The 26623-nt window shown below is 56.9% G+C and carries 26 protein-coding genes; 9 read left to right on the plus strand and 17 right to left on the minus strand.

The window, feature by feature from the left end:
* Positions 1-15 precede the first annotated feature (15 nt).
* From pabA to ppiA, 3 genes are all read right to left on the minus strand, one after another.
* Positions 16-579, minus strand: coding sequence for an aminodeoxychorismate synthase component 2 (pabA, locus tag ACOTXI_RS16525; protein WP_008503021.1), 564 nt, complete (start codon positions 577-579; stop codon positions 16-18).
* 30 nt (positions 580-609) lie between these two features.
* Positions 610-1194, minus strand: a complete 585-nt coding sequence (locus ACOTXI_RS16530; protein WP_008503022.1) for a putative adenosine monophosphate-protein transferase Fic — start codon at positions 1192-1194, stop codon at positions 610-612.
* Between the two features lie 105 nt (positions 1195-1299).
* Entirely contained in the window at positions 1300-1872 is a 573-nt protein-coding gene (ppiA, locus tag ACOTXI_RS16535) for a peptidylprolyl isomerase A (protein WP_014885514.1), read from the minus strand.
* Positions 1873-2150: 278 nt separating this feature from the next.
* Between ppiA and tsgA the strand changes: the two genes are divergently transcribed.
* The gene (gene tsgA, locus ACOTXI_RS16540) at positions 2151-3335 is read left to right on the plus strand and encodes an MFS transporter TsgA (protein WP_058654946.1); all 1185 of its coding nucleotides are present in this window, start codon (positions 2151-2153) and stop codon (positions 3333-3335) included.
* An 18-nt stretch (positions 3336-3353) separates the two neighbouring features.
* Here the strand turns inward: tsgA and ACOTXI_RS16545 are convergent, their stop codons facing one another.
* The gene (locus tag ACOTXI_RS16545; RefSeq protein WP_008503025.1) at positions 3354-4655 is read right to left on the minus strand and encodes a cytosine deaminase; all 1302 of its coding nucleotides are present in this window, start codon (positions 4653-4655) and stop codon (positions 3354-3356) included.
* Positions 4656-4894: 239 nt separating this feature from the next.
* Here ACOTXI_RS16545 and nirB point away from each other — a divergent pair, with 239 nt between their 5' ends.
* The 4 genes from nirB (at position 4895) to ACOTXI_RS16565 (ending at position 9583) form a co-directional block, all read left to right on the plus strand.
* The gene (gene nirB / locus ACOTXI_RS16550; protein WP_008503026.1) at positions 4895-7438 is read left to right on the plus strand and encodes a nitrite reductase large subunit NirB; all 2544 of its coding nucleotides are present in this window, start codon (positions 4895-4897) and stop codon (positions 7436-7438) included.
* On the plus strand, positions 7435-7761 hold the full coding sequence (gene nirD / locus ACOTXI_RS16555; RefSeq protein WP_008503027.1) for a nitrite reductase small subunit NirD: 327 nt from the start codon (positions 7435-7437) through the stop codon (positions 7759-7761). The genes nirB and nirD overlap by 4 nt, the downstream gene beginning before the upstream one ends.
* Before the next feature lie 134 nt (positions 7762-7895).
* Positions 7896-9269, plus strand: coding sequence for a siroheme synthase CysG (gene cysG, locus ACOTXI_RS16560; protein ID WP_008503028.1), 1374 nt, complete (start codon positions 7896-7898; stop codon positions 9267-9269).
* Between the two features lie 143 nt (positions 9270-9412).
* Positions 9413-9583 carry a YhfL family protein gene (locus tag ACOTXI_RS16565; RefSeq protein WP_058654947.1) on the plus strand — a complete coding sequence of 57 codons (171 nt, stop codon included), beginning with the start codon at positions 9413-9415 and terminating at the stop codon, positions 9581-9583.
* A 143-nt stretch (positions 9584-9726) separates the two neighbouring features.
* Here ACOTXI_RS16565 and trpS read toward each other — a convergent pair whose 3' ends face one another.
* The 12 genes from trpS to pilM form a co-directional block, all read right to left on the minus strand.
* Positions 9727-10731, minus strand: coding sequence for a tryptophan--tRNA ligase (trpS, locus tag ACOTXI_RS16570; protein WP_024907925.1), 1005 nt, complete (start codon positions 10729-10731; stop codon positions 9727-9729).
* Positions 10724-11485 carry a phosphoglycolate phosphatase gene (gene gph / locus ACOTXI_RS16575; protein WP_045372231.1) on the minus strand — a complete coding sequence of 254 codons (762 nt, stop codon included), beginning with the start codon at positions 11483-11485 and terminating at the stop codon, positions 10724-10726. Before gph ends, trpS begins: the two co-directional genes overlap by 8 nt.
* On the minus strand, positions 11478-12155 hold the full coding sequence (gene rpe, locus ACOTXI_RS16580; RefSeq protein ID WP_058654953.1) for a ribulose-phosphate 3-epimerase: 678 nt from the start codon (positions 12153-12155) through the stop codon (positions 11478-11480). The genes gph and rpe overlap by 8 nt, the downstream gene beginning before the upstream one ends.
* 41 nt (positions 12156-12196) lie before the next feature.
* Positions 12197-13009, minus strand: coding sequence for an adenine-specific DNA-methyltransferase (gene dam / locus ACOTXI_RS16585; protein ID WP_008503033.1), 813 nt, complete (start codon positions 13007-13009; stop codon positions 12197-12199).
* Positions 13010-13076: 67 nt separating this feature from the next.
* Positions 13077-14378, minus strand: a complete 1302-nt coding sequence (gene damX, locus ACOTXI_RS16590) for a cell division protein DamX (RefSeq protein WP_058654955.1) — start codon at positions 14376-14378, stop codon at positions 13077-13079.
* A gap of 92 nt (positions 14379-14470) precedes the next feature.
* Positions 14471-15559 carry a 3-dehydroquinate synthase gene (gene aroB, locus ACOTXI_RS16595; protein ID WP_058654956.1) on the minus strand — a complete coding sequence of 363 codons (1089 nt, stop codon included), beginning with the start codon at positions 15557-15559 and terminating at the stop codon, positions 14471-14473.
* A 57-nt stretch (positions 15560-15616) separates the two neighbouring features.
* Entirely contained in the window at positions 15617-16138 is a 522-nt protein-coding gene (aroK, locus tag ACOTXI_RS16600; RefSeq protein WP_003861630.1) for a shikimate kinase AroK, read from the minus strand.
* 286 nt (positions 16139-16424) lie between these two features.
* On the minus strand, positions 16425-17663 hold the full coding sequence (hofQ, locus tag ACOTXI_RS16605) for a DNA uptake porin HofQ (RefSeq protein WP_058654958.1): 1239 nt from the start codon (positions 17661-17663) through the stop codon (positions 16425-16427).
* Positions 17575-17979, minus strand: a complete 405-nt coding sequence (locus tag ACOTXI_RS16610; RefSeq protein WP_032623079.1) for a HofP DNA utilization family protein — start codon at positions 17977-17979, stop codon at positions 17575-17577. The genes hofQ and ACOTXI_RS16610 overlap by 89 nt, the downstream gene beginning before the upstream one ends.
* Positions 17969-18424 (minus strand): hypothetical protein, encoded by a 456-nt coding sequence (locus ACOTXI_RS16615; RefSeq protein WP_008503037.1) that lies wholly within the window; start codon positions 18422-18424, stop codon positions 17969-17971. Before ACOTXI_RS16615 ends, ACOTXI_RS16610 begins: the two co-directional genes overlap by 11 nt.
* 3 nt (positions 18425-18427) lie before the next feature.
* Positions 18428-18922 (minus strand): PilN domain-containing protein, encoded by a 495-nt coding sequence (locus ACOTXI_RS16620; RefSeq protein WP_045409130.1) that lies wholly within the window; start codon positions 18920-18922, stop codon positions 18428-18430.
* Positions 18919-19695, minus strand: coding sequence for a pilus assembly protein PilM (pilM, locus tag ACOTXI_RS16625; RefSeq protein WP_008503039.1), 777 nt, complete (start codon positions 19693-19695; stop codon positions 18919-18921). The genes ACOTXI_RS16620 and pilM overlap by 4 nt, the downstream gene beginning before the upstream one ends.
* Before the next feature lie 120 nt (positions 19696-19815).
* Between pilM and mrcA the strand changes: the two genes are divergently transcribed.
* Positions 19816-22368: a peptidoglycan glycosyltransferase/peptidoglycan DD-transpeptidase MrcA gene (mrcA, locus tag ACOTXI_RS16630; RefSeq protein WP_058654960.1), complete on the plus strand. Its 2553-nt coding sequence runs from the start codon at positions 19816-19818 to the stop codon at positions 22366-22368.
* A gap of 79 nt (positions 22369-22447) precedes the next feature.
* Here mrcA and nudE read toward each other — a convergent pair whose 3' ends face one another.
* Positions 22448-23008, minus strand: coding sequence for an ADP compounds hydrolase NudE (gene nudE / locus ACOTXI_RS16635; protein ID WP_008503041.1), 561 nt, complete (start codon positions 23006-23008; stop codon positions 22448-22450).
* Between the two features lie 324 nt (positions 23009-23332).
* On the opposite strand from nudE, the gene ACOTXI_RS16640 reads away from it, so the two are divergent.
* From ACOTXI_RS16640 to hslR, 3 genes are all read left to right on the plus strand, one after another.
* On the plus strand, positions 23333-25468 hold the full coding sequence (locus ACOTXI_RS16640) for an intracellular growth attenuator family protein (protein ID WP_008503042.1): 2136 nt from the start codon (positions 23333-23335) through the stop codon (positions 25466-25468).
* Between the two features lie 68 nt (positions 25469-25536).
* Positions 25537-26220 (plus strand): GMP/IMP nucleotidase, encoded by a 684-nt coding sequence (gene yrfG, locus ACOTXI_RS16645; protein ID WP_008503043.1) that lies wholly within the window; start codon positions 25537-25539, stop codon positions 26218-26220.
* The gene (gene hslR, locus ACOTXI_RS16650; RefSeq protein ID WP_008503044.1) at positions 26217-26618 is read left to right on the plus strand and encodes a ribosome-associated heat shock protein Hsp15; all 402 of its coding nucleotides are present in this window, start codon (positions 26217-26219) and stop codon (positions 26616-26618) included. The genes yrfG and hslR overlap by 4 nt, the downstream gene beginning before the upstream one ends.
* The last annotated feature ends 5 nt before the right edge of the window (positions 26619-26623 follow it).

Raw genomic sequence — 26623 nt, forward strand, 5'->3', positions numbered from 1 at the left:
CAAGGCAACAAATATTCAGCGATGGAGGAAATTTGCCAGCAGCGCGTGCCCCTGCTCGCTGAGGATGCTTTCCGGATGGAACTGCACGCCTTCGAGATCCCATTCGCGGTGACGAATCCCCATGATCTCCTGCGTATCGCTCCAGGCGGTCACCTCAAAGCCGTCGGGCAGCGTCGACGGGTCAATCACCAGCGAATGGTAGCGCGTCACGGTTAACGGATTATTGAGCCCCGTGAACACTCCGGTGCCCGTGTGGGTGACCGGCGAGGTTTTACCGTGCATGACTTTGGCGGCGCGCACGATGGTGGCACCAAAGGCCTGGGCAATCGCCTGATGGCCCAGACAAACGCCGAGGATCGGCAGCTTGCCGGCATAGTGCTGGATAACCTCCAGCGAAATACCTGATTCCGACGGCGTGCAGGGGCCGGGTGAAATCACGATTTTCTGCGGAGCCAGCGTCTCGATATCGGCCAGGCCAATCTCGTCGTTACGTCGGACAACCACCTCTGCACCCAGTTCGCAAAAATACTGGTAAAGGTTCCAGGTGAAGGAATCGTAGTTATCAATCAGCAGAATCATGGCGGCTCCCGAAAAAAATGCCGCCCTATTCTACTCAGATTCCCGCGCTTCGCTCACTACTTTGGCAAAGATCGCGTTTAGCGCGGTTAAATCCCCCGTTGCGCCGCTGCGGTTAGCGGACACCCACTCCTCGGGATCGATATCGCGCCAGTCCAGTGAATAGCCCGCATGGATCGCCAGCTGCTCAAAGAAAACGCGCTGAGCAATACCGTTACCACGCGCAAAAGGATGCAGCATGTTGATTTCACAATAATAATGGCTAATTTTTTCAATGAACGCCGCTTTCTCAAGGCCAGCCAGATACTTTTCGCTTTCCAGCGCCGCCATCAGTTCATTACCCATCTTTTCGATGTATTCGAAATGGCAGAAGGGAATATCACCTTTGAAAATATCGTCGGTACGGAACTCACCTGCCCGCTTCATCTCTCTGCGGTAGAGATGGCGGTGAATAAGGCACAGATGGGGTAACCCGGGCGCGGAAGGCCCAAGCGCCAGGCTCTCAATCTCGGGATCCGATGGACCATTACCTTTCTCAAGGAGACAACTGGCCTGAAAGTTGACGCTACGCTGCTGCTCCCAGAGACGGGATTTTTGCTTGTCGGTGAGTTTTTTCACTTAACGCCTCCCTGAATAGTCCGTTTGCCACAAGTATAAGCAGCAAAACGCGCTTTCGCAGGGAGGGGTCACAACACGGGCTAACATCGCCCGCGTCGAAGAACGTTACGGCAGAACTTTTGCGGAGAGGATCACGACAGGTTTGGACGGCACATTCTGATACGGACCGACGTCATGGGTAGGCACCTGAGAAATCTTATCGGCCACATCCATCCCTTTCACGATTTTACCGAACACCGCATAGCCGAAGTCGCGCTGGCCGTGGTCGAGGAAGGCGTTATCCGCCACGTTGAGGAAGAACTGGCTGGTCGCGCTATCTTTGTCTGCGGTACGCGCCATAGAGATCGTGCCGCGTTTGTTCAGCAGGCCGTTGTCCGCTTCGTTTTTGATTGGCGGGTTCGGCTGTTTCTGCTGCATCTGCTCGTTGAAGCCGCCGCCCTGAATCATAAAGCCCGGGATCACGCGGTGGAAGGTGGTGTTGTTATAGAAACCACTGTTCACATAGTCGAGGAAGTTTTTCACAGAAACCGGAGCTTTCTGGCTATTCAGTTCCAGCTCAATATTCCCGGCGGAGGTGGTCAGCAGAACGTGAGGGTCCCCTTTTGCTGCCAGCGCAGCAGGGGAAACGGCAGAAAGAGCAAACACAGCTGCGACAGCCGCCAGTGTTGATTTGAGCATGAGAATTCCTTAACAAAGCGCAGTATAAAAAGCGAATGGCTTGATTCTAAAGAGCAGTATGAACGTAGACCAGCCTTTTACCTAATTTTACGAAATTGAAATAATTATTACTGCGCAAACGATTGGTTAGACCGCCACTTAATGTGATTTAGATCACATTAAAACCTGCAATGACATAATCATTACCCTTAAAAGATAGGAATGGATCACTTTAGCGACTAAAATCTGCCCGCTCTCAGCGCCCCTTCGGCGCTTTTCTTTTTTTGAACAGGCCAGACATGACTAACAGCAATCGCATCAAGCTCACATGGATCAGCTTCTTCTCCTACGCCCTGACCGGCGCGTTGGTGATCGTCACCGGGATGGTGATGGGGAATATCGCAGACTACTTCCAGCTGCCCGTTTCCAGCATGAGCAACACCTTCACCTTCCTCAACGCAGGGATCCTGATCTCTATCTTCCTGAATGCCTGGCTGATGGAAATCGTGCCGCTGAAAACCCAGCTTCGCTTCGGCTTCGTGCTGATGGTCGCCGCCGTGGCGGGTCTGATGCTCAGCCACAGCATCGCCCTGTTCTCAGCCGCCATGTTCGTGCTCGGCCTGGTCAGCGGGATCACCATGTCGATCGGGACGTTCCTGATTACCCATATGTATGAAGGCCGCCAGCGCGGCGCGCGCCTGCTGTTTACCGACTCCTTCTTCAGCATGGCCGGAATGATCTTCCCGATGGTCGCTGCCGTTCTGCTGGCGCGCAGCATTGAGTGGTACTGGGTCTACGCCTGCATCGGTCTGGTCTACGTTGCTATTTTCATTCTGACCTTCGGCTGCGACTTCCCGGTTCTGGGTAAAAAAGCGCAAACCACGGCAGAGCCTGTGGCGAAAGAGAAATGGGGTATCGGCGTGCTGTTCCTCTCCATCGCCGCCCTGTGCTACATCCTGGGCCAGCTGGGCTTTATCTCCTGGGTACCGGAATACGCCAAAGGTCTGGGCATGAGCCTGAACGACGCGGGCAAACTGGTGAGCGATTTCTGGATGTCCTACATGTTCGGCATGTGGGCGTTTAGCTTCATCCTGCGCTTCTTCGACCTGCAGCGCATTCTGACCGTGCTGGCGGGCCTGGCGACCGTGCTGATGTATCTGTTCATCAACGGTTCCCCGGAGCATATGCCATGGTTCATTCTGACCCTGGGCTTCTTCTCCAGCGCGATTTACACCTCGATCATCACCCTGGGCTCTCTGCAGACCAAAGTGGCCTCGCCGAAGCTGGTTAACTTCGTTCTGACCTGCGGCACTATCGGCACCATGCTGACCTTCGTGGTGACGGGCCCGATCGTTGCCCACAGCGGCCCGCTGGCCGCGCTGCACACCGCGAACGGTCTGTACGCCGTGGTGTTCATCATGTGCTTCATCCTGGGCTTTGTGACCCGTCACCGCCAGCACAACGCGGCAGCGACATCGCACTAAACCCTGCGCCCCTTTGCATTACGCAGAGGGGCTGTTTCTGGCGAAACTGACCTCTTCTCCTCCGGTATCCATCTGGATCCAGGTCTGCGCCAGCTGCGTAGTGGCAATAATCCGCCCCTGACGAATCGACCAGCGCACCGGCACCTGACAGCGCACCGCTTCAAACCCGCTCTCCGCAGGCAGGATAATCAGGTTTGCCGGATTTCCCGTTTCAATACCGTAATCGCTCAGGCCAAAGGTGCGGGCGCTGTTATGGGTAATCAGGTTCAGGCCGCTGTCGATTTGCGGATAGCCCATCATCTGGCAGACATGTAGCCCCATATGCAGCACCTGCAGCATATTGCCGGTGCCGAGCGGGTACCACGGGTCGAAGACGTCGTCATGACCAAAGCAGACGTTAATGCCCGCCTCCTGCAGCTCTTTCACGCGGGTGATGCCGCGACGCTTCGGATAGTCATCAAAGCGCCCCTGCAGGTGGATGTTGACCAGCGGGTTCGCAACGAAGTTAATCCCCGACATCTTCAGCAGACGGAAGAGCCGCGAGGTGTAAGCGCCGTTATAGGCGTGCATGGCGGTGGTGTGGCTGGCCGTCACGCGCGGGCCGATGCCGGCCTCATACGCCAGCGTGGCCACCGTCTCGACAAACCGCGACTGTTCGTCGTCAATTTCATCGCAGTGGATATCCAGCGGGCGGTCATACTTCTTCGCCAGCTCAAAAGCGATGTGCAGCGACTGGACGCCGTACTCACGGGTGAACTCAAAATGTGGGATCGCCCCCACCACGTCGGCCCCCAGTTTTAACGCCTCTTCCAGCAGCGCCGCACCGTTCGGGTAAGAGAGAATACCTTCCTGCGGAAACGCGACGATTTGCAGCGTTACCCACGGGGCCACCTCCTGCTTCACCTCCAGCATCGCCTTCAGGGCGGTAAGCGTTGGGTCAGAGACATCCACATGGGTGCGGACAAACTGAATGCCGTTAGCGATTTGCCACTTCAGCGTTTTCCAGGCGCGTGCTTTCACATCCTCGTGGCTGAGCAGCGCCTTGCGCTCCGCCCAGCGTTCAATGCCTTCGAACAGCGTGCCGGACTGGTTCCAGTTCGGCTCCCCCGCCGTCTGGGTGGTATCAAGATGAATATGCGGCTCGATGAACGGCGGGAGAGCAAGCCCACCGCGCGCGTTCAGTACCTCATAACTTTCGGCGTGGGTATCGTCCATGGGGGTGATATCACCAAAACGCCCGTTCTCGATGGCAAGTTGCCACAGCCCTTCCCGACCCGGTAAACGCACATTCTGAACAAGCCATAACGGTGATGTAGACATACCTTTCCCCTCATAAACGCAGCTGATATTCAGGCGTATCGATTTTTGCAAAACCGCCCCTGATTTGTACACAAATTCAACGAACACGAAAAGCCTGCGATTTCCGCCACTTATAAAAATCCTGACAAATCAGTCATATACCACCTAAGGAGTAGGCGAAGGCGTATTTGATTTGCATCAATAAGCGCCCCTGCTGAATCGTTAAGGTAGGCAATAATAGAAAAGAAATCGAGGCAATAATGAGCAAAGTCAGACTCGCTATCATCGGTAACGGCATGGTCGGCCACCGCTTTATTGAGGATCTTCTCGATAAAGCCGATGCTGAGCAGTTCGATATTACCGTGTTCTGTGAAGAACCCCGCAAGGCGTACGACCGTGTGCACCTGTCTTCCTACTTCTCCCATCATACCGCCGAAGAGCTCTCTCTGGTGCGTGAAGGTTTCTACGAGAAGCATGGCGTAAAAGTGCTGGTGGGCGAACGCGCTATCACCATCAACCGTCAGGAAAAAGTGATCCACTCCAGCGCCGGCCGTACGGTTTTTTACGACAAGCTGATCATGGCGACGGGCTCGTATCCGTGGATCCCACCCATTAAAGGCTCGGAGACTCAGGATTGCTTCGTTTATCGCACGATTGAGGACCTCAACGCCATCGAATCCTGCGCGCGTCGAAGCAAACGCGGCGCGGTGGTCGGCGGCGGTCTGCTGGGCCTGGAAGCGGCTGGCGCGCTCAAAAACCTCGGTGTTGAAACCCACGTTATCGAATTTGCGCCAATGCTGATGGCCGAACAGCTCGACCACATGGGTGGCGATCAGCTGCGCCGTAAGATCGAAAGCATGGGCGTGAAGGTTCACACCAGCAAGAACACCAAAGAGATCGTTCAGGAAGGGACTGAAGCGCGCAAAACCATGCGCTTTGCCGACGGCAGCGAGCTGGAGGTGGACTTCATCGTCTTCTCCACCGGCATTCGTCCGCGCGACAAGCTGGCGACCCAGTGCGGCCTGGCCGTCGCGCAGCGCGGCGGGATCATGATTAACGACACCTGCCAGACCTCCGATCCGGATATCTACGCCATCGGCGAATGCGCCAGCTGGAACAACCGCGTATACGGCCTGGTGGCGCCGGGCTACAAAATGGCGCAGGTCGCCGTGGATCATATCCTCGGCAGCGAAAACGCCTTCACCGGCGCAGACATGAGCGCCAAGCTGAAGCTGCTGGGCGTGGACGTAGGCGGTATTGGCGATGCGCATGGTCGCACGCCCGGCGCGCGCAGCTACGTCTATCTCGACGAAAGCAAAGAGGTCTACAAACGTCTCATCGTCAGCCAGGACAACAAAACCCTGCTCGGCGCGGTGCTGGTGGGCGACACCAGCGACTTCGGTAACCTGCTCCAGCTGGTGCTCAACGCCATCGAGCTGCCGGAAAACCCGGACGCGCTGATCCTCCCGGCGCACGCCTCCAGCGGTAAGCCGTCCATCGGCGTGGATAAACTGCCGGACAGCGCGCAGATTTGCTCCTGCTTCGACGTCACCAAAGGCATGCTGATCTCCGCGATCAACAAAGGGTGCCACACCGTTGCGGCGCTGAAAGCGGAAACCAAAGCCGGTACCGGCTGCGGCGGCTGTATTCCGCTGGTCACCCAGGTGCTGAACGCCGAGCTGGCGAAACAGGGCATCGAAGTGAACAACAACCTGTGCGAGCACTTCGCTTACTCTCGCCAGGAGCTGTACCATCTGATCCGCGTGGAAGGCATCAAGTCCTTCGACGAACTGCTGGCGAAGCACGGCCAGGGCTACGGCTGTGAAGTGTGTAAACCGACCGTCGGCTCCCTGCTGGCCTCCTGCTGGAACGAGTACGTGCTCAAACCCGAGCATACGCCGCTGCAGGACACCAACGACAACTTCCTGGCCAACATCCAGAAAGACGGCACCTACTCCGTGATTCCACGCTCGGCCGGTGGTGAAATCACGCCGGAAGGGCTGGTCGCGGTGGGCCGTATCGCACGTGAATTTAACCTCTACACCAAAATTACCGGCTCCCAGCGTATCGGCCTGTTTGGCGCGCAGAAGGACGACCTGCCGGAAATCTGGCGTCAGCTGATTGAAGCGGGCTTCGAAACCGGCCACGCGTACGCCAAAGCGCTGCGCATGGCGAAAACCTGCGTGGGCAGCACCTGGTGTCGCTACGGCGTCGGCGATAGCGTGGGCTTCGGCGTTGAGCTGGAAAACCGCTACAAAGGCATCCGCACCCCGCACAAAATGAAGTTCGGCGTCTCCGGCTGTACCCGCGAATGTGCGGAAGCGCAGGGTAAAGACGTGGGTATTATTGCCACCGAAAAAGGCTGGAACCTGTATGTATGCGGCAACGGCGGGATGAAACCGCGCCATGCGGACCTGCTGGCGGCGGATCTCGATCGCGACACGCTGATTCAGTATCTCGACCGCTTCATGATGTTCTACATCCGTACCGCCGATAAGCTGACCCGTACCGCCTCCTGGCTCGATAACCTCGAGGGCGGCATCGACTACCTGAAATCGGTCATTATCGACGACAAACTGGGCCTGAACGAGCATCTGGAAGCGGAAATGGCGCGCCTGCGCGAGGCGGTGATCTGCGAGTGGACGGAAACCGTCAACACCCCGGCGGCGCAGACGCGCTTCAAACACTTTATCAACAGCACCCAGCGCGACCCGAACGTGCAGGTGGTGCCGGAGCGCGAACAGCATCGTCCGGCCACGCCGTATGAACGTATTCCGGTCACGCTGGTGGAGGAAAACGCATGAGCCAGTGGGTAAACATCTGCAATATTAACGACATTCTCCCCGCCACCGGCGTCTGTGCGCTGTTGGGCAACGAGCAGGTGGCGATTTTCCGCCCTCGCCACGATGAACAGGTCTTTGCTATCAGCAACATCGACCCGTTCTTCGAGGCCAGCGTGCTCTCCCGCGGACTGATTGCCGAGCATCAGGGTGAACTGTGGGTCGCCAGCCCGTTGAAAAAGCAGCGTTTCCGCTTAACCGACGGACTCTGCATGGAAGATGAAAGCTTCTCGGTCAAACACTACGACGTCCGAGTGAAGGACGGCGAGGTGCAGCTGAAAGCGTAACCCCTCGCCTTTTCAATAGGAAAGGCTTATGACCCCTTATGGGTAACGGCAGGAAAAACCGTATGTTCTGTACGATTCCTGCTGTTATCCTGACGTCAATTCTTCCCCCGCCATGAATGCTGTGAGGTAACGTCGTGGATCACCTGCCGATTTTTTGTCAATTACGCAACCGCGACTGCCTGCTCGTGGGCGGCGGCGACGTGGCCGAGCGCAAAGCGCGCCTGCTGCTAGAGGCTGGCGCCCGCCTGACCGTGAATGCCCTGTCCTTCGCCCCCCAGTTTGAGGTTTGGGCCCAGGAAGGGATGCTCACGCTGGAACAGGGTGCGTTTAATGAATCCCTGCTGGACACCTGCTGGCTGACCATTGCCGCGACGGATGACGATGAAGTGAACCAGCGCGTGAGCGACGCCTGCGAGGCGCGCCGTATCTTCTGCAACGTGGTGGATGCGCCGAAAGAAGCCAGCTTTATCATGCCGTCGATTATCGACCGCTCGCCGCTGATGATTGCGGTATCGTCCGGGGGACGTTCGCCGGTTCTCGCGCGTCTGCTGCGGGAAAAACTGGAAGCCCTGTTGCCTCAACACCTTGGCCAGATTGCGCATTATGCCGGTCAGCTGCGTTCACGCGTGAAGCAAACCTTCGCGACCGTGGGCGAGCGCCGTCGCTTCTGGGAAAAATTCTTTGTGAACGACAGGCTGGCGCAGTCGCTGGCGAATCAGGACACCAAAGCCGTTGAAGAGACGACCGAGCAGTTGCTAAGCGAACCGCTGGACCATCGCGGCGAAGTGGTGCTGGTAGGCGCAGGCCCCGGAGATGCGGGTTTGCTGACGCTGAAAGGGCTACAGCAGATCCAGCAGGCGGATATCGTGGTGTACGACCGTCTGGTCTCCGATGACATCATGAACCTGGTGCGCCGCGACGCCGACCGCGTTTTCGTGGGCAAACGCGCGGGCTACCACTGCGTGCCGCAGGAGGAGATTAACCAGATCCTGCTGCGCGAAGCGCAAAAGGGAAAACGCGTGGTGCGCCTGAAGGGGGGCGATCCGTTTATCTTTGGACGCGGCGGTGAAGAGCTGGAAACCCTGTGCGACGCGGGTATTCCGTTCTCCGTGGTGCCCGGCATTACGGCGGCGTCCGGCTGTTCAGCGTACTCTGGCATTCCGCTGACCCATCGCGACTACGCTCAGAGCGTGCGTCTGGTGACGGGCCATCTGAAGACCGGCAGCGAGCTGGACTGGCATAACCTGGCCGCCGAAAAGCAGACGCTGGTGTTCTACATGGGGCTCAATCAGGCCGCCACGATTCAGGCGAAGCTGCTGGAGCACGGTATGAATGCGGATATGCCCGTCGCGCTGGTCGAAAACGGCACCGCCATTACGCAGCGCGTAGTGGATGGCGTGCTGACGCAGTTAGGCGAGCTGGCGCAGCAGGTCGAAAGCCCGGCGCTGATTGTGGTGGGCCGCGTGGTTGAACTGCGCGACAGGCTGAACTGGTTCTCGAATCACTAACGCATATTCTCCCTTCCTGGAGTAGTCCTTAAGCGGACTACTCCCCTCTTACCGCTACCGATAACATACCGCCCCGAAGTGGAACTTTTCCCTTTATTCCCTTGAGTTACATCCAATTTTCGTTTTAAAGACAAGGAATGCGTATGTTCAAACTGGCAAAGGCCGCCGTTCTGGTTGGCCTGTTATCGACTCTGACGGCCTGCACCGGTCACGTACAGAACACCAAAAATAACTGCAGCTACGATTACCTGCTGCACCCGGCGATCTCCATTTCGAAGATCATCGGTGGTTGCGGCCCGTCGGCACAGCAGTAAGCGTTTTACAGGCATAAAAAAACCGGGATGTCCCGGTTTTTTTGTTGATGCGGAGAGTTTTTTTGTCGGGTGGCGCTGACGCTTACCCGACCTACACGGTCCCGTAGGCCGGGTAAGGCGAAGCCGCCACCCGGCACAGCGGCTTAAGGTTTCGCCACAAACCCAATCGCTTCATACACCGCTTTCAGGGTTTCGGACGCGCGCGCGCTGGCTTTTTCCGCCCCCTCTTTCATCACTTTCTGCAGGAACGCTTCGTCGTTACGGTAGCGGTGATAACGCTCCTGCAGCTCGGTCAGCATGCCGGAAACGGCATCTGCCACTTCGCCTTTCAGGTGGCCGTACATCTTGCCTTCGAAGTGTTTTTCCAGCTCAGGGATGCTCTGGCCGGTGACGCCCGAGAGGATATCCAGCAGGTTGGAGACGCCCGCTTTGTTCTGCACGTCGTAGCGCACGACTGGCGGCTCGTCGGAATCGGTCACCGCGCGCTTGAGCTTTTTGACAACCGATTTCGGATCTTCCAGCAGGCCGATAACGTTGTTGCGGTTATCGTCAGACTTGGACATCTTCTTGGTCGGCTCCAGCAGCGACATCACGCGTGCGCCGGACTTCGGAATAAATGGCTCTGGTACTTTAAACACATCGCCGTAGATCGCGTTAAAGCGCTGGGCGATATCGCGGCTCAGCTCCAGGTGCTGCTTCTGGTCTTCGCCGACAGGTACCTGGTTTGTCTGGTACAGCAAGATGTCTGCCGCCATCAGTACCGGATAGTCAAACAGTCCGGCGTTGATGTTTTCAGAGTAGCGCGCGGATTTATCCTTGAACTGCGTCATGCGGCTCAGCTCGCCGAAATAGGTGTAGCAGTTCAGCGCCCAGCCCAGCTGCGCGTGCTCCGGCACGTGCGACTGAACGAAAATGGTGCTCTTCTCTGGATCGATGCCGCAGGCCAGATACAGCGCCAGGGTGTCCAGCGTGGCTTTGCGCAGCTTCTCAGGATCCTGACGGGCGGTAATCGCATGGAGATCGACGATGCAGTAAATGCAATGGTAGTCATCCTGCATGCTGACCCACTGACGTAACGCACCCATGTAGTTACCAATGGTCAATTCACCTGAAGGCTGTGCGCCACTAAAAACGATGGGCTTAGTCATTGTTCAATTCCTGATGTTCACTGTGCGAAAGCCCGAGTGCGGGCAACAAATCTTTGAAGTGGTCGAAAACGACGTCCGGCTCACTCAGCGTGATGGCTTCACCGTAGTTGTAGCCATAGGTTAACCCCACGGAAGGACACCCGGCCGCGCGGGCAGCCAGAATATCATTGCGGGAATCGCCGACAAAGAGCAGCTCCGCAGGCGTTAAGGATAATTTTCCTGCCACCAGCAGCAGCGGTTCCGGATGGGGCTTTTTGTTCTGCACGTCGTCGCCGCCCACAATCACGGAGAAATACTTCGCGATATTGAGCGCGTCGAGCAGCGGTGCGACAAACGGCGTGGGTTTGTTGGTCACCAGACCCAGCGGGATGCCCTTCGCGTGCAGCGCGCTCAGCGTTTCCTGAACGTCCGGGAACAGGAAGCTGCCCTCCTCGACGGTCTCTTCATAGAAACGATCGAACAGTTTGCGCAGAATACGCAGCTGCTCTTCCTGCGGGATATCCGCGTGATCGACGCTCGGTTTCCCCTGGGCGGAACGCTGCGACGCACGCTCCTGACGCGCCCACGTCAACGCGCGCGCCATCAGAACATCGGCGCCGTTGCCAATCCACGTGACGACGCGCTCTTCACCCGCAACGGGGAGTTCAAGTGCATACAGCGCCTGGTCGACGGCGCTCGTTAAGCCCGGCGCGCTGTCAACCAGCGTGCCGTCGAGGTCGAATGCCACACCCCGAATAGCCTGTAATTTATCCATGATTTACCTTCGCCAGCTCGCGGCGCATTTCATCAATGACTTTTTTGTAATCCGGTTGGTCGAAAATGGCTGAACCAGCAACGAACATATCCGCGCCTGCCGCCGCAATTTCACCAATGTTATTCACTTTCACGCCGCCGTCTACTTCCAGACGAATGTCGTAGCCTGACTCGTCGATACGACGGCGGACTTCACGCAGCTTATCCAGCGTGTGAGGAATGAATGACTGGCCGCCAAAACCGGGGTTAACGGACATCAGCAGGATCACGTCCAGCTTATCCATGACATAGTCGAGATAGCTCAGCGGCGTGGCCGGGTTAAACACCAGACCCGCTTTACAGCCGTTCTCTTTGATCAGCTGCAGCGTGCGATCCACATGTTCAGAGGCTTCCGGATGGAAGGTGATGATGCTGGCACCCGCCGCGGCGAAGTCAGGCACGATGCGATCAACCGGTTTCACCATCAGGTGAACGTCGATCGGGGCGGTAATGCCATAGTTACGCAGCGCCTTGAGCACCATCGGACCGATGGTCAGGTTAGGAACGTAGTGGTTATCCATCACGTCGAAATGGACGACATCCGCGCCAGCCGCCAGTGCGTTGGCGGTATCTTCACCCAGGCGGGCAAAATCGGCCGACAGAATTGAGGGAGCAATCAAAAACTGTTTCATCCGCTTCTCCTTGAAATGTGTTTACCGGCGGGCAAAACGGCTCAGGGGCGATAAAGAGCCAGGAGTTCGTCCACCTTTTTACGTGTGCCGCCGTTGCTGCTAATGCTACGCCGCACCTTAACCTGAAAATGCTTCGCGGCTTTGTACCATTCGCGCGTATCAGGCGTGTCGTGATTCGAAATTAACACCGGAATTCTTTTGCTGACCAGCTTTTCCGCCATCTCCGCCAGACGCGCCTGCTCGGCAGGGCTGAAGCTGTTGGTGTGGTAGGCGGTGAAGTTCGCCGTCGCAGACAGCGGCGCGTATGGCGGGTCACAGTAAACCACCGAATTAACGCCTGCCAGTTCCATACACTCTTCATAGGAGAGGCAATGAAACTCAGCGTTCTGCGCTTTTTCAGCAAAGTGATAAAGCTCGTCCTGTGGGAAATACGGGCGCTTGTAGCGACCAAACGGCACGTTAAATTCCCCGCGCAGGTTATACCGGCACAGGCCGTTGTAACCATGACGATTGAGATAGAGGAACAGCAGGGCTCTGCGGAACGGATCCTGGCTCTGGTTAAACTCCGCGCGGAACTGGTAGTAAACGTCCGGATTATTGTTCTCGGGCGTAAACAGCTTGCGCGCCTCTGCGACATACTCATCGGTACGGAGCTTAACGATGTTATAGAGGCTGATAAGGTCGCTGTTGATATCCGCCAGGATATAACGAGAAAAATCGGTGTTGAGGAACACCGATCCCGCACCCACGAAAGGTTCGATAAGACACTCGCCTTCAGGCAGGTGCTTTTTAATATCATCGAGCAGGGGGTATTTCCCCCCTGCCCATTTCAGAAAAGCGCGATTTTTTTTCATGCTGACTAACTGATTACACCTTCTCCGGCTGTGGAGAAAGCTCCGACAGCATCCTGCGCTTTAAACATTACTTCAGATCGGCCTGAACCTGATGAATCGGCTTCGCCCATGGGTTCTTCGCCTGAACGTCAGCTGGCAGCGCCGCTACGGCACGTTTTGCTTCATCTTTTGACGAATAAACACCACTCACCAGCACATACCACGGCTGACCGTTACGGGTCGTCTGATAAACAACATAGTTTTTCAGATTTGATTTCTTCGCCCAGCTGTTGAGGTTGTCGTAGTTAGACGAACTGCTCAGCTGCAGCGTGTAGTTGCTGGAAGGCGCAGACTTCAGCGAACCGACGTTACCTGCCGTTTTACCTGCCGCGCTGCTGGATGCGGTTGCCGTCGCGGCTGGTGCCGCTGTGGCAGCCGGTGCCGTGGTGGTCGCCGTGGCTTTCGGCGCAGTCTGCGTGACGGGCGCTTTAGCAGGCTCGCTCACCGCAGCCGTTTCCGTGCGTTTCGGCTGGGCCGGTACGGCTTTCACTTCAGGCGCTTTTACCACTGCCTGAGGTTTGGTTTCACGCTTAGGCTCAATCACTGCCTGCTTACGTTCAGGACGTGTCGCAGTCTGCGTCTGGTGCGGTTTGGTTTCCGTCGCGGTCGTTTGCGGCTGAGCGTTACCACCGCGAATCGGGGCAACGGTTGCAGGTTCAGTTGGCAGCGTAGAGTTAACCACGACGTTATCAACCTGCTGCTGGTTCTGCGGCTGCGTCAGCGCATTGTTCAGGTCTCCCTGAACTTCCACACGCTGCTGACCTTCTGGCGTAGCAGGTGCCTGACCCTGAGCTGGGGTTGAAGAAACGGGCGGCAGAGAAACATCCTGCGGCGCTGTGGTGTTACCGGCGGTCTGCTCTGCGGAAGTAGCACCCGGCGCTGGCTGTGCGCCATTCGCCTGATTGGACGCATCGTTACCGGAAAGGTTGATGCTCTTCTCAGCGGAAGCCGTTTGCTCGGTTGAGTTCGTTGACGGTGCTTTAAGCGCGGAGCCAATGCCGACAATCAGCAGCACAAGCACCAGAACGCCAAGGCCCATCATAATGTACTGGCGGGACGCCGGTTTTGGCGCAGCGGCTTTTTTACGTTTACGCGGGCGACGCTCTACAGGCTGTTCGTCCATTGAATCTTCTTCGGACTCATAATCCTCTTCTGCTCGCTCTTCGTGCGCGTTGCGGCTGCGCGAAGGGCGACGATCGTCTGCATCCAGATCAACATCGTCAAAGTTGATCTGCGGCTCGTTATCACGTTCTGAAGATTGACGAGAACGACCAGTACGACGATCGCTGGGATCGGGTTTCAGCTCGTCTTCTGGTTTGAATTCATCCATTTAACACCCCACTCAAAGGCTTATGCCAACGACTTTGCATTTCACCTGAAGCTAAACGACCACCTGCGACAGTGGCCTGACCTTTCTAGTTGTTACGCCTGCTGACAGTCAGCGATAGCGCCAAGAACGACATCGTGCGGCACTCCGCCGCGCACTTCACTCTTCCCTATTGCAAGCGGGAGTACAAGACGCATCTCACCTGCCAATACTTTTTTATCGCGCATCATGTGGGGTAAATACGCTTGCGCCGACATCTCCTGCGGCCCGGTCACCGGCAAACCTGCACGCTCAAGCAGCGCAATGATACGTGCCGTCTCTTCCGGTTTGAACTGTCCGAGACGTTCAGAGGTGCGGGCAGCCATCACCATGCCGGCCGCGACGGCTTCACCGTGCAGCCAGTTGCCGTAACCCATTTCGGCTTCAATCGCGTGACCAAACGTATGCCCAAGATTCAGTAAAGCACGTAAGCCCGTTTCACGCTCGTCTGCGGCAACAACTTCTGCTTTCAGCTCACAGCAACGACGAATGCAGTATGCCAGTTTTGCCTCATCGAGGCCCAGCAGCGCATCCATATTCTCTTCAAGCCAGTTAAAGAACTCGCCGTCCAGAATAATGCCGTATTTGATCACTTCCGCCAGACCCGAAGCCAGTTCGCGCTTCGGCAGGGTTTTCAGACAGTCGAGATCCACCACCACCGATGCGGGCTGGTAGAACGCGCCAATCATGTTTTTGCCGAGCGGATGGTTCACTGCCGTTTTGCCACCGACAGAGGAGTCGACCTGGGACAGCAGCGTGGTAGGGATTTGAATAAAGCGGACACCACGCTGATAGCTTGCGGCCGCAAAGCCGGTCAGATCGCCCACAACACCACCGCCCAGGGCAAGCAGTGTCGTATCGCGACCATGCGGTTTTTGCAGCAATGCGGTAAAGACGGTATCCAGTACCGTCAGGCTTTTATACTGCTCGCCATCGGGGAGAATCACACTGTCGACTTTTACGCCCGCCTGCTCAAGCAGGTGGCGTACGCGGTCGAGATAAAGCGGAGCCAGCGTCTCGTTGGTGACCAGCATCGCCTGATCACCCGCTTTCAGTGGTAAAAAGGAAGCTGGGTCGTTAAACAAACCAGCCGCGATGGTGATAGGGTAACTACGTTCCCCGAGAGTAACTGTAATCCTCTCCATGACGCGACATCCACCTTTAATGCTTTTACCCGCAGGCGAGTGTATATAAAGCCAGAATCAGTTGCTTTCCAGCATATGAATAATCTGGTTTGCAACCACTTTAGCGCTCTGGTCGTCGGTACGAATGGTCACATCGGCAATCTCTTCATACAGCGGATTGCGTTCATCGGCCAACGCTTCCAGAACTTCGCGTGGTGGCGTTTCAACCTGCAGCAGCGGGCGCTTTTTATCGCGCTGCGTACGTGCCAGCTGTTTCTCAATGGTCGTCTCAAGATAGACCACTACGCCACGGGCGGAGAGACGGTTGCGGGTTTCGCGAGATTTCACAGAGCCGCCGCCTGTTGCCAGAACGATGCCCTGTTTTTCCGTGAGTTCGTTGATCACTTTTTCTTCTCGGTCACGGAAACCTTCTTCGCCTTCTACGTCGAAAACCCAGCCCACATCAGCTCCGGTTCGTTTCTCAATCTCTTGATCAGAATCGTAAAATTCCATATTGAGTTGTTGAGCTAACTGACGCCCAATAGTGCTTTTGCCGGCACCCATAGGCCCAACCAGAAAGATATTGCGTTTCTCTGCCATTTTATCGGTACTACTAAGACTATTCGTTAATGGTAATCCCCGCTTCGCAGACACCCGGCGTAGCAGGACATGAACTGAAACCTCATATGCAATAGAGCGAGAGTCAGACTAAAAATTATCTCAATACTCCGGCTTGTTTGGCAACTGATTAAATCACCGCGCCGGGCGCATAAGGTAATAAGACGTAAGTCCAACTCAAATCGGTACTCCTTGTATGCTAATTCATGCCCCACGTCAAACATCTGCAACAAACTGAATGCAAAATCATTGCGGGGATCGTTACCCGTCAGCGAATACCGACCAGACGTGGTGTAATAAACACCACTAATTCACGCCGTTCGTTGTCTTTCCCGTCATGGCGAAAAAGCGATCCAATCCAAGGGATGCTTCCCAGACCGGGTACGCTGTCAGTGCCGGTTTTGTTCTTCTGGGAAAATATTCCGCCCAACGCCAGCGTTTCTCCACTTTTTACCTCCACCTGGGTTTCTATCTCCTGCTTATCGATAGCCAGCGTTTCGCCATCGGCCTGCTGCAGAACCTGTCCCGGCATATTTTCGCTGATGTGTAATTTCAGGCGCACGCGTCCCCCCGGCAACACCACCGGTGTGACCTCCATTCCGAGAACCGCCTCTTTAAACTCAACGGAGGTGGCGCCGCTTTCCCCGCTTGAGACCTGATACGGGATCTCACTGCCCTGCTTAATGCTGGCAGGTTGCATATGCGAGGCCAACAGCCGCGGGCTGGCGATAATATCGACCTGCTGTTTTTGCTCCAGCGCTGAAAGTTCCAGATCAAGCAACCTGCCGTTAATCCGACCGATATTAAACCCCACGTGGCTGGTGGTGCTGGCAACAGAAAGATCGCTGCCCAGCGTCGTCAGTTGTCCCACCTTGCCCGCATCGGTAGCGTCGGCGAGATTCCACTTCACCCCCAGCTCACGCAGGCTTTTTTCGTTAATGGTCACAATATGCGCCGCCAGTTCGACCTGCTCGACGGGAATATCCATCTGGGCGGCCCAGCGCTGCAGCGTATCCACCGCAGCCTGGTTATCCCGAATCAGCAGACGGTTAGTACGTTTGTCGACGGATAAACTCCCCTTTGGGCTCAGGAGTTTTTCCGCGGCTTTTTGCAGCTCCCCGGCATCCGCATAAGAAAAGGGAATGCCCTGAGTGACCAGCGGGGCATCAAGCTGTCGACGCGCCTGTTCCTGTTCTGAACGCTCCCGCTGCTCACGCTGCCAGGCCGCGGTATGCACATAAAAAATACCGCCCTCCTCGCGCAAGACGAGTCCGGCGCTGGAGACGACCGTCCGTAACGCCTGTCTCCAGGGAACGCGCGTCAGGTTAAGCGAAAGCGTACCGCTGACATCAGGCGATACCACCAGATTACGGTTCTCCTGTGCGACCAGGGCCTGTAACACCTGGACCACAGGCACGTCATCCACCACCAGCGTGACCGGTTTTGGCGCGGCGGCCCACAGCGGTTGGCTGAACGCCAGCAGCCACAGCATTATCCGTAAATTCATTTTTATCCGTTCCTTCTCGTTGCCACGTCCATTTTCCCGGGTCACAGGTGTCACCCACATCAACTGCCAGCTCCGCTGCATTGACGGCGGTTATCCTCCAGCCAGCCGGGAAGCGCTCATGCATTTTCAGCCGGTGCCAGCGCTTTTGCCCATCCTGTAAAATGCCGATAGTCTCCTGCCCTTCCACCATGCCGCGAAAGCGCCACTGCGCCAGCTCGCCAATGGCGCAAGGATCGTCCGGAGGACGAAACGGATCGCGCATACCGGTCAATAGCAGCACTGAGCAAACCAGCAAACATCGCGCGCTATTTCGCATGTTCCAGCTCCAACTGCAGGCGCAACGCCGTACCTTGTGGCGCAATCGCGAAAGCGGCGATCTGCACATCCTGCTGTGCCAGACGGGAAAAAAGTTCCGGAATGGCCTGCCACTCCGTATCCAGCGTCAGTTCCCCTCCATTCTGCAGCGGCTTCCAGTGAACCAGCGTCGTCTCATCGTTCTGAAAATCGAGCGGGGAGAATGGCGCCAGCTCCCGTGCCTTTGCAGCGTCCGGACGAAACGGCCCCTTTCTGACAACAGGCCATAACGATGCATTAGTGCTTGCATTCTCAATCAGCTGGCGTTGTTGTTCAGCACACTGCCTGTCTACCGGTCTGAGCAACGCGCCCCACGCGACCAGCCCTGCCAGGAGACTCCCCAGGCACCAGTAGAGTACCCGATGCCAGGGACGGCTTTCGCACCAGCGTTCTAACAAGGTTTTCACGCGTTACCCCTCACTTTTGAGATGAAGCGTAAACAGCCAGTGCCCCCGGCTATCCTGCCGAAGCTCGCCCGGCGTCCCGGGCGTAAAGCCCGCTATTTGGCCAAGCGCATCGCGCAGAGTAGAGAGGGCCGGCAGGGTGATAGCGTAACCGGTCAATATCAGCGCAGGCGGCTGATAGCGCAGCTCTGTCAGCCAGACCTGTGAAGGAATGGCGCGGGAAAGGGAGGCCAGCACCGGTTGCCATGCGCGTCGTTGCCTGGTTTGCACGGGGAGCTGCGCCTGTGCGGCCAGTTTTTGCCGGGCGACAAGCGCGTGCTGCACGGACTGCATTCCCGTCAGATCCGTTTGCAGCGCGCGCAGTTTCACGAACTGGTTCATCCGCAGACAAACAATGACTACGAACATCAACAGTACTGTGCCGATACACATTGCGCCCCAGAAACGCAGGCATCGCGCGCGCCGCTGCTGTCGCCAGGGCAGAAAATTCAGGATGCTCATCCGGGCACCTCGCTCATGGCCAACGCCAGCGCGACGGTATAATCAGCCCCGCATTCCGGCAGCGGAGCATGGCAGCGTTCCAGGATTTCCCACGGATCACGTTGGCAATCAAACAGCGCGATGTCATCCGGACCAAGCGCCAGCAGCGCCGCCAGCTCGGCCACGTTTTCTGCTTCGGTAGTTAAGCGGCGTCCCCACTGGTGGCGCATCGCCCAGAGCCACTGACGATCGTCCCGCCAGGCAACGCACTGCGCCGGCGCCACTGCGGGAAGAAGATTCGTCAGCGCGCTGGCATCCGGGGTAATGGTCACCAGCCGCAAACGCAGCGTTTTCGCCAGCGCCAGAAGGGTATCGACCTCGTTGTTTTGTGCGGCCGTCACGTGAAAGGTATTGCTGAAGGTATCCTGGGCGTAGTCGAAACAGAGGGTATCGGCAGACATCTCCAGTTCGCGGGCGAGCGCGCTACCCAGCCATGAGAGCTGCTCGCTGTCGCGCAGCGCAACGGTCGGGCGAGGAAGCGACCGCTGCAGAGTGCGTGCTGCCGGGAAAGAGAGGAACACCCGATGGGCGTGCGGCAGCGTTTTTCGCCAGTCGCGCAACGCATCAACCAGCTGTTCTGGCTGACAAATTTTGCCGTCACGAATGATGCCTTCAGCCAGCGGGATTGCCCACCAGCGCCGCAGACGCCAGCCGGACTTCTCCCGGTCCAGCGCCACGATCAGCACCCTATCCTGTTGAATGTGAACGCCCGTTTGCCATGTTTTGAAGGCCATGCTTCACGATCTCCTTATCGCCCGTCGCCCTGACGGCTATATCAATGAATCAGGCTTGCCTTTATACTACCGCGCGATTGTTTAGAAACTGCCCAAGTGAAACCAAATGGGAAATCTCCGGTGAAGTTCGTAAAGTATTTATTCATCCTTGCAGTCTGTTGCATTCTGCTGGGAGCAGGCTCGATTTACGGTTTGTACAAATATATTGAGCCACAGCTACCTGATGTCGCCACGCTTCGCGATGTGCGTCTCCAGATCCCGATGCAGGTCTATAGCGCCGATGGCGAGCTCATGGCGCAGTATGGCGAGAAGCGTCGTATCCCGCTGACCTTAAACCAAATTCCACCCGTGATGGTGAAAGCCTTTATCGCCACGGAGGACAGCCGTTTTTACGAGCACCACGGTGTCGATCCGGTGGGGATTTTCCGTGCCGCGAGCATTGCGTTGTTCTCTGGTCACGCCTCTCAGGGGGCGAGTACCATTACGCAGCAGCTGGCGCGTAACTTCTTCCTCAGCCCTGAAAAGACGCTGACCCGTAAGATCAAAGAGGTGTTCCTGGCGATCCGTATTGAGCAGCTGCTGAGCAAAGACGAGATCCTTGAGCTGTACCTCAATAAAATCTACCTGGGCTACCGTGCCTATGGCGTGGGGGCGGCCGCGCAGGTGTACTTCGGTAAGCCTGTGGAGCAACTCACCTTAAGCGAAATGGCCACCATCGCCGGTCTGCCAAAAGCGCCGTCCACCTTTAACCCGCTCTACTCGCTCGATCGCGCCACCGCGCGTCGTAACGTCGTCCTGTCACGTATGCTGAGCGAAGGCTATATCAGCCAGAGCGAGTACGACCAGGCGCGCAACGACGTCATTGACGCTAACTACCACGCCCCGGAGATCGCCTTCTCTGCGCCTTACCTGACCGAAATGGTTCGCCAGGAGATGGTGAACCGTTATGGCGACAAGGCCTATGAAGATGGCTATCGCGTGTACACCACCGTCACCCGTAAAGTGCAGCAGGCGGCGCAGGACGCGGTGCGCAACAACGTGATGGACTACGATATGCGTCACGGCTATCGCGGCCCGTCAAACGTGCTCTGGAAGGTGGGCGAAAGCGCGTGGGACAGCAAAAAAATCATCAGTACGCTGAGAGCACTGCCTACCTACGGGCCGCTCCTTCCTGCGGTGGTGACGCAGGCCGATCCTCAGGAAGCCGTTGCAACGCTCGCGGACGGTACGTCCGTCTCCCTGCGCATGGACGGTATCCGTTGGGCGCGTCCGTACCGCTCGGATACCCTGCAGGGCGTCACGCCGCGTAAAGTGACCGATGCGGTACAGACCGGGCAGCAAATCTGGGTGCGCAAGGTTGGCGAATCCTGGTGGCTGGCGCAGGTGCCGGACGTCAACTCGGCCCTGGTTTCTATCAATCCGCAGAACGGCGCTGTACTGGCCCTGGTAGGCGGGTTCGATTTCAACCAGAGCAAATTTAACCGTGCCACCCAGGCGCTGCGTCAGGTCGGTTCGAATATCAAACCGTTCCTCTACACGGCCGCGATGGATAAGGGCCTGACCCTCGCCAGCATCCTCAACGACGTGCCAATCTCCCGCTGGGATGAGGGGGCGGGTTCCGACTGGCAGCCGAAAAACTCCCCTGCGGAATATGCCGGCCCGATTCGTCTTCGTCAGGGTCTGGGACAGTCGAAAAACGTGGTGATGGTGCGTGCCATGCGCGCCATGGGGGTCGACTATGCCGCAGAGTATCTGCAGCGCTTCGGTTTCCCGGCGCAGAACATCGTTCGCACCGAGTCGCTGGCGTTAGGCTCAGCCTCCTTTACGCCGCTTCAGGTCGCGCGTGGATACTCGGTGATGGCCAACGGCGGCTTCCTGATTGACCCGTACTTCATCAGCAAGATCGAGAACGATCAGGGCGGCGTGCTGTTCGAGGCGAAGCCGAAAATTGCCTGCCCTGACTGCGATATTCCGGTCATTTATGGCAATACGCCGAAATCTGAAGTACTTGAAAACAAGGACATGGAAGATCCTGCCGTGTCGCAGGAGCAGCAGAACGGCGTGGTGCCGCAGCCGCAGCTCGAGCAGGCGAACCAGGCGCTGGTGGCGCAGACCGGCGCGCAGGAATACGCCCCGCATGTGATCAACACGCCGCTGTCTTTCCTGATCAAAAGCGCGCTGAACACCAACATCTTCGGTGAGCCAGGCTGGCAGGGTACCGGCTGGCGCGCAGGACGCGATCTGCAGCGCCATGATATCGGCGGTAAAACGGGGACAACCAACAGCTCGAAAGACGCGTGGTTCTCCGGTTACGGTCCGGGCGTGGTGACCTCGGTCTGGATCGGCTTCGACGATCACCGCCGCGATTTAGGGCGTACCACGGCCTCCGGCGCAATTAAAGATCAGATTTCCGGCTATGAAGGCGGCGCGAAGAGCGCGCAGCCAGCCTGGAACGCCTACATGAAGGCCGTTCTTGAAGGCGTGCCGGAGCAGCCGCTGACGCCACCGCCAGGCGTGGTGACGGTCAATATCGACCGCAGCACGGGCCAGCTCGCCAACGGCGGTAATAGTCGCGAGGAGTATTTCATCGAGGGCACACAGCCAACCACACAGGCGGTGCATGAGGTGGGTACAGAGATTATCGATAACGGCGAAACGCACGAGCTGTTCTAAATGTAAAAATGCCCGGTAAAAACCGGGCAATACAGCGTAGGCCGGGTCAGGCGAAGCCGCCACCCGGCTTTTTTATGGCCTACAGTCGCCCCTGCCCCTTCAGCCACTCCCGTACCAGGAACAGCGCGCTCACGTTGCGAGCCTCATTAAAGTCAGGGTCTTCCAGGAGGTCCATCAGATGCGCCAGCGGCCAGCGAACCTGCGGCAGCGGCTCCGGCTCATCCCCTTCCAGCGATTCAGGATAGAGATCTTCAGCCACCACGATATTCATTTTGCTGGAAAAATAGGACGGCGCCATGCTCAGTTTTTTCAGGAATGAAAGCTCATTCGCCCCGAACCCCACCTCTTCTTTCAGCTCGCGGTTTGCCGCTTCAAAGACGGTTTCGCCCGGGTCGATCAGCCCTTTCGAGAACCCAAGCTCGTAAGATTCCGTTCCCACAGCGTATTCGCGGATCAAAATCAGATGATCGTCGACAATCGGCACAATCATCACCGCTTCGCGCGACGAGGGGCGCATACGTTCATAAACGCGACGCACACCGTTGCTGAACTCCAGATCCACACTTTCGACATTAAACAGGCGCGATTTTGCGACTGTTTCAACATTCAGAATGGTGGGTTTTTGTAGTGGTTTGCTCATCGTGATGGGTCTTAGCAGTGAGAACTGGCGTTATTGTGCGATACGCCGCACGGTTTCGGCAATGTCAATCGTTCTTTATTTACATTTATGCAACGTAGCAGGGATCAATCCTCAATTCAAAACAAATGTCAAGAGGTTGAAATGTTTCCAGGAATTTGCTGATATCGCGCCATAACAGGCTTTGCTATCATCACCGGTCACTGGGATGCGCTTCAGAATGCTCAAGTTCGACTCCATACTTGCCGATAGCCAGCCACAGACTCTCATTCAATGTAAAGGTGCTACTGACTACACCTGTAAGAAGATAAGTAAGATGGGGAAAGCATGAGCACCATTTTGATTGTTCTCGCTGCTATGCTGGCCGGCGCATTGGTTGCAGGGTGGTTGTACAGGCGCCGCATACAGCGCCGTTATCGCCTGCCTTTTTTAACTGCATTTGCGGGCGCGACCACACGTAAACTCACGCAAGACGAGCGCGATGCGGTTGAAAACTATCTCGAAATCCTGAACCGTACTCAGCTCACGCCTGGGCCAACGGGTGCCACCGCTGCGCCCGTGGCGTTAAAGCTTAATGCGCAGAGTGATACCGTGCTCTGCGTGACGCGTTCCATCACGCGCTACGGCATCACGACTGATGACCCCAACAAGTGGCGCTATTACCTTGATTCCGTCGAAGTGCATCTCCCTCCGTCCTGGGAGCAATACATTAATGACGAAAACAGCGTTGAGCTGATTCACACCGATTCATTGCCTCTGGTTATCTCGCTTAACGGTCACACGCTGAATGAATATCTTCAGGAAGCCCCGCGTTTTGCGCTGGAGCGCGCCAGTTCGACGCAGGCTTCTATTCGTGGCGAAGAGACAGAGCAGATTGAACTGCTGAACATTCGTCAGGAGACGCATGAAGAGTACGCCCTGAGCCGCCCGGACGGCATTCGTGAAGCCCTGCTGATCGTCGCCGCCTTCCTGCTCTTTTTTTTCTGCCTGCTGACGCCGGATGTGTTTGTCCCCTGGCTGGCGGGCGGTGCGGTGCTGCTGCTGGCGGGCGGGCTTTGGGGGCTCTTTGCTCCGCCGGCCAAAACCTCGTTGCGCGAGATCCACTGCCTGCGCGGGACGCCAAAGCGCTGGGGTCTGTTCGGTGAAAACGATCAGGAACACCTCAACAATATCTCGCTCGGGATTATTGACCTGATCTACCCGCGCCACTGGCAACCGTGGATCGCGCAGGATTTAGGCCAGAAAACCGATATTGATATCTACCTTGACCGCCACGTTGTGCGTCAGGGACGCTTCTTATCCCTGCATGATGAAGTGAAAAATTTCCCGCTTCAGCACTGGCTTCGCAGCACGGTCATTGCCGGGGGCGCGGCGCTGGTCTTAGTCATGCTGCTGCTTTTCGTGCCGCTGGATATGCCCATCAAATTCACCCTGTCGTGGATCAAAGGGGCGCAAACCATTGAAGCGACCAGCGTCAACAAACTGGATGAAGCCGGTGTGCGCGTGGGGGACACGCTGCGCCTGAAGGGAACCGGGATGTGTAATATTCACACGCCGGGGGCATGGAACACGCGTCAGAACTCGCCATTTATGCCGTTCGATTGCTCGCAAATTATCTGGAACGACGCACCGCCGCTGCCGCTGCCGGAATCAGAAGTGGTGAATAAAGCCACGGCGCTTACCCAGACGGTTAACCGCCAGCTGCACCCGAAACCGGACGATGATTCGCGCGTCAGCCCTGCGCTGCGTTCGGCCATTCAAAAATCAGGCATGGTTCTGCTGGATGATTTTGGTGACATCGTTCTGAAAACGCAGGATCTCTGTTCTTCGCAGGATGAGTGCATACGTCTTAAAAATGCCCTGGTCAACCTGGGGAACAGTAAAGACTGGGACTCGCTGGTAAAGCGCGCCGAAGCGGGACGACTGGATGGCGTCAACGTGCTGCTGCGTCCGGTGAGTGCTGAATCGCTGGATAACCTGGTCGCCACCTCCACATCACCGTTTATGATGCGCGAAACCACCCGGGCGGCTCAGGCGCTGAACAGCCCGGCACCGGGAGGCTTTGTGATTGCAAGCGATGAAGGCAGCGACCTGGTCGATCAGCCTTACCCGCAGGTGGCGCTTTATGACTACCCGGCGCAGGAGCAGTGGAGCCAGTTCCAGCGCCTGGCGCAGATGCTGATGCAAACGCCGTTCAGCGCAGAAGGGATTGTCACGAGTGTTTATACCGACGCCAACGGCACGCGCCATATCGGCCTGCACCGGATGCCGGATAGCGCAGGTTTATGGCGCTACATCGGCACCTCTCTGCTGATGACCGCGATGCTGATCGCCATTTTCTGGAACGGCTTTATGGCCCTGCGACGCTACCAGCGCTCGCGCACCCGGCTTGCAGAGATCCAGCAATATTATGAAAATTGCCTCAATCCTAAGCTGATCCCCTCCTCTGAGAGCCTGATCTGATAACGTCGTTGCGCGACAAGATGTGCTACCCTGTCGCGCACGTTTCTTCTGGCTGGAGTTCCCCCCCTATGCATCTTGATATCGACTGGCAGCAGGTCGACACCGTTCTGCTGGATATGGACGGCACGCTGCTCGATCTCGCCTTTGACAACTATTTCTGGCAAACGCTGGTGCCGGAAACCTATGGCGAGCAGCAGGGAATCTCCCCGGCAGAAGCGCAGGCATTCATTCGTTCGCAATATAGCGCCGTGCAACATACGCTAAACTGGTACTGTCTGGACTACTGGAGCGAGCGCCTCGGTCTGGATATTTGTGCCATGACCACCGCCCAGGGTCCACGCGCCGTACTGCGCGAGGATACGGTTCCGTTCCTGGATGCGCTGAAAGCAAGCGGCAAACGCCGTATTTTGCTGACCAATGCGCATCCCCATAACCTGGCCGTGAAGCTGGAGCATACGGGTCTGGCATCACACCTTGATTTATTACTTTCCACCCACACATTTGGTTATCCGAAAGAGGATCAGCGGTTGTGGCATGCGGTGAAGGAAGAGACGGGCTTGCAGCCGGAACGTACGCTGTTCATTGACGACAGCGAGCCCATTCTGGATTCCGCGGCAAGGTTTGGCATTCGCTATTGTCTGGGCGTCACCAATCCTGACTCTGGCCTGGCTGAAAAAAGCTATCTGCGCCACCCGGGACTGAACGACTACCGCCAGATGATCCCCTCACTGACCGTGAAGGAGAGGCCATGAAAGAAAAACCCTCTGACGGGGTAAGACTGGACAAATGGCTGTGGGCGGCGCGTTTTTATAAAACGCGCGCCCTTGCCCGCGAGATGATTGACGGCGGAAAGGTGCATTACAACGGCCAGCGCAGCAAACCAAGCAAGCTGGTTGAGCTGAATGCCACCTTAACGCTGCGTCAGGGCAACGATGAACGTACGGTAGTGATTAAAGCCATTACCGAACAACGACGGCCCGCCCCGGAAGCCGTCCTGCTTTATGAAGAGACGGCGGAAAGCATTGAAAAGCGCGAGAAGACCGCGCTGGCGCGCAAAATGAATGCGCTGACCATGCCCCACCCGGACCGGCGACCGGATAAAAAAGAGCGCCGCGATCTGATGAAATTTAAACACGGTGAGAGCGAGTAACCCTC

Source organism: Enterobacter cloacae complex sp. BZL2005, from assembly GCF_049238885.1.
In the GTDB taxonomy this organism is placed as follows: Bacteria; Pseudomonadota; Gammaproteobacteria; order Enterobacterales; family Enterobacteriaceae; genus Enterobacter; species Enterobacter roggenkampii.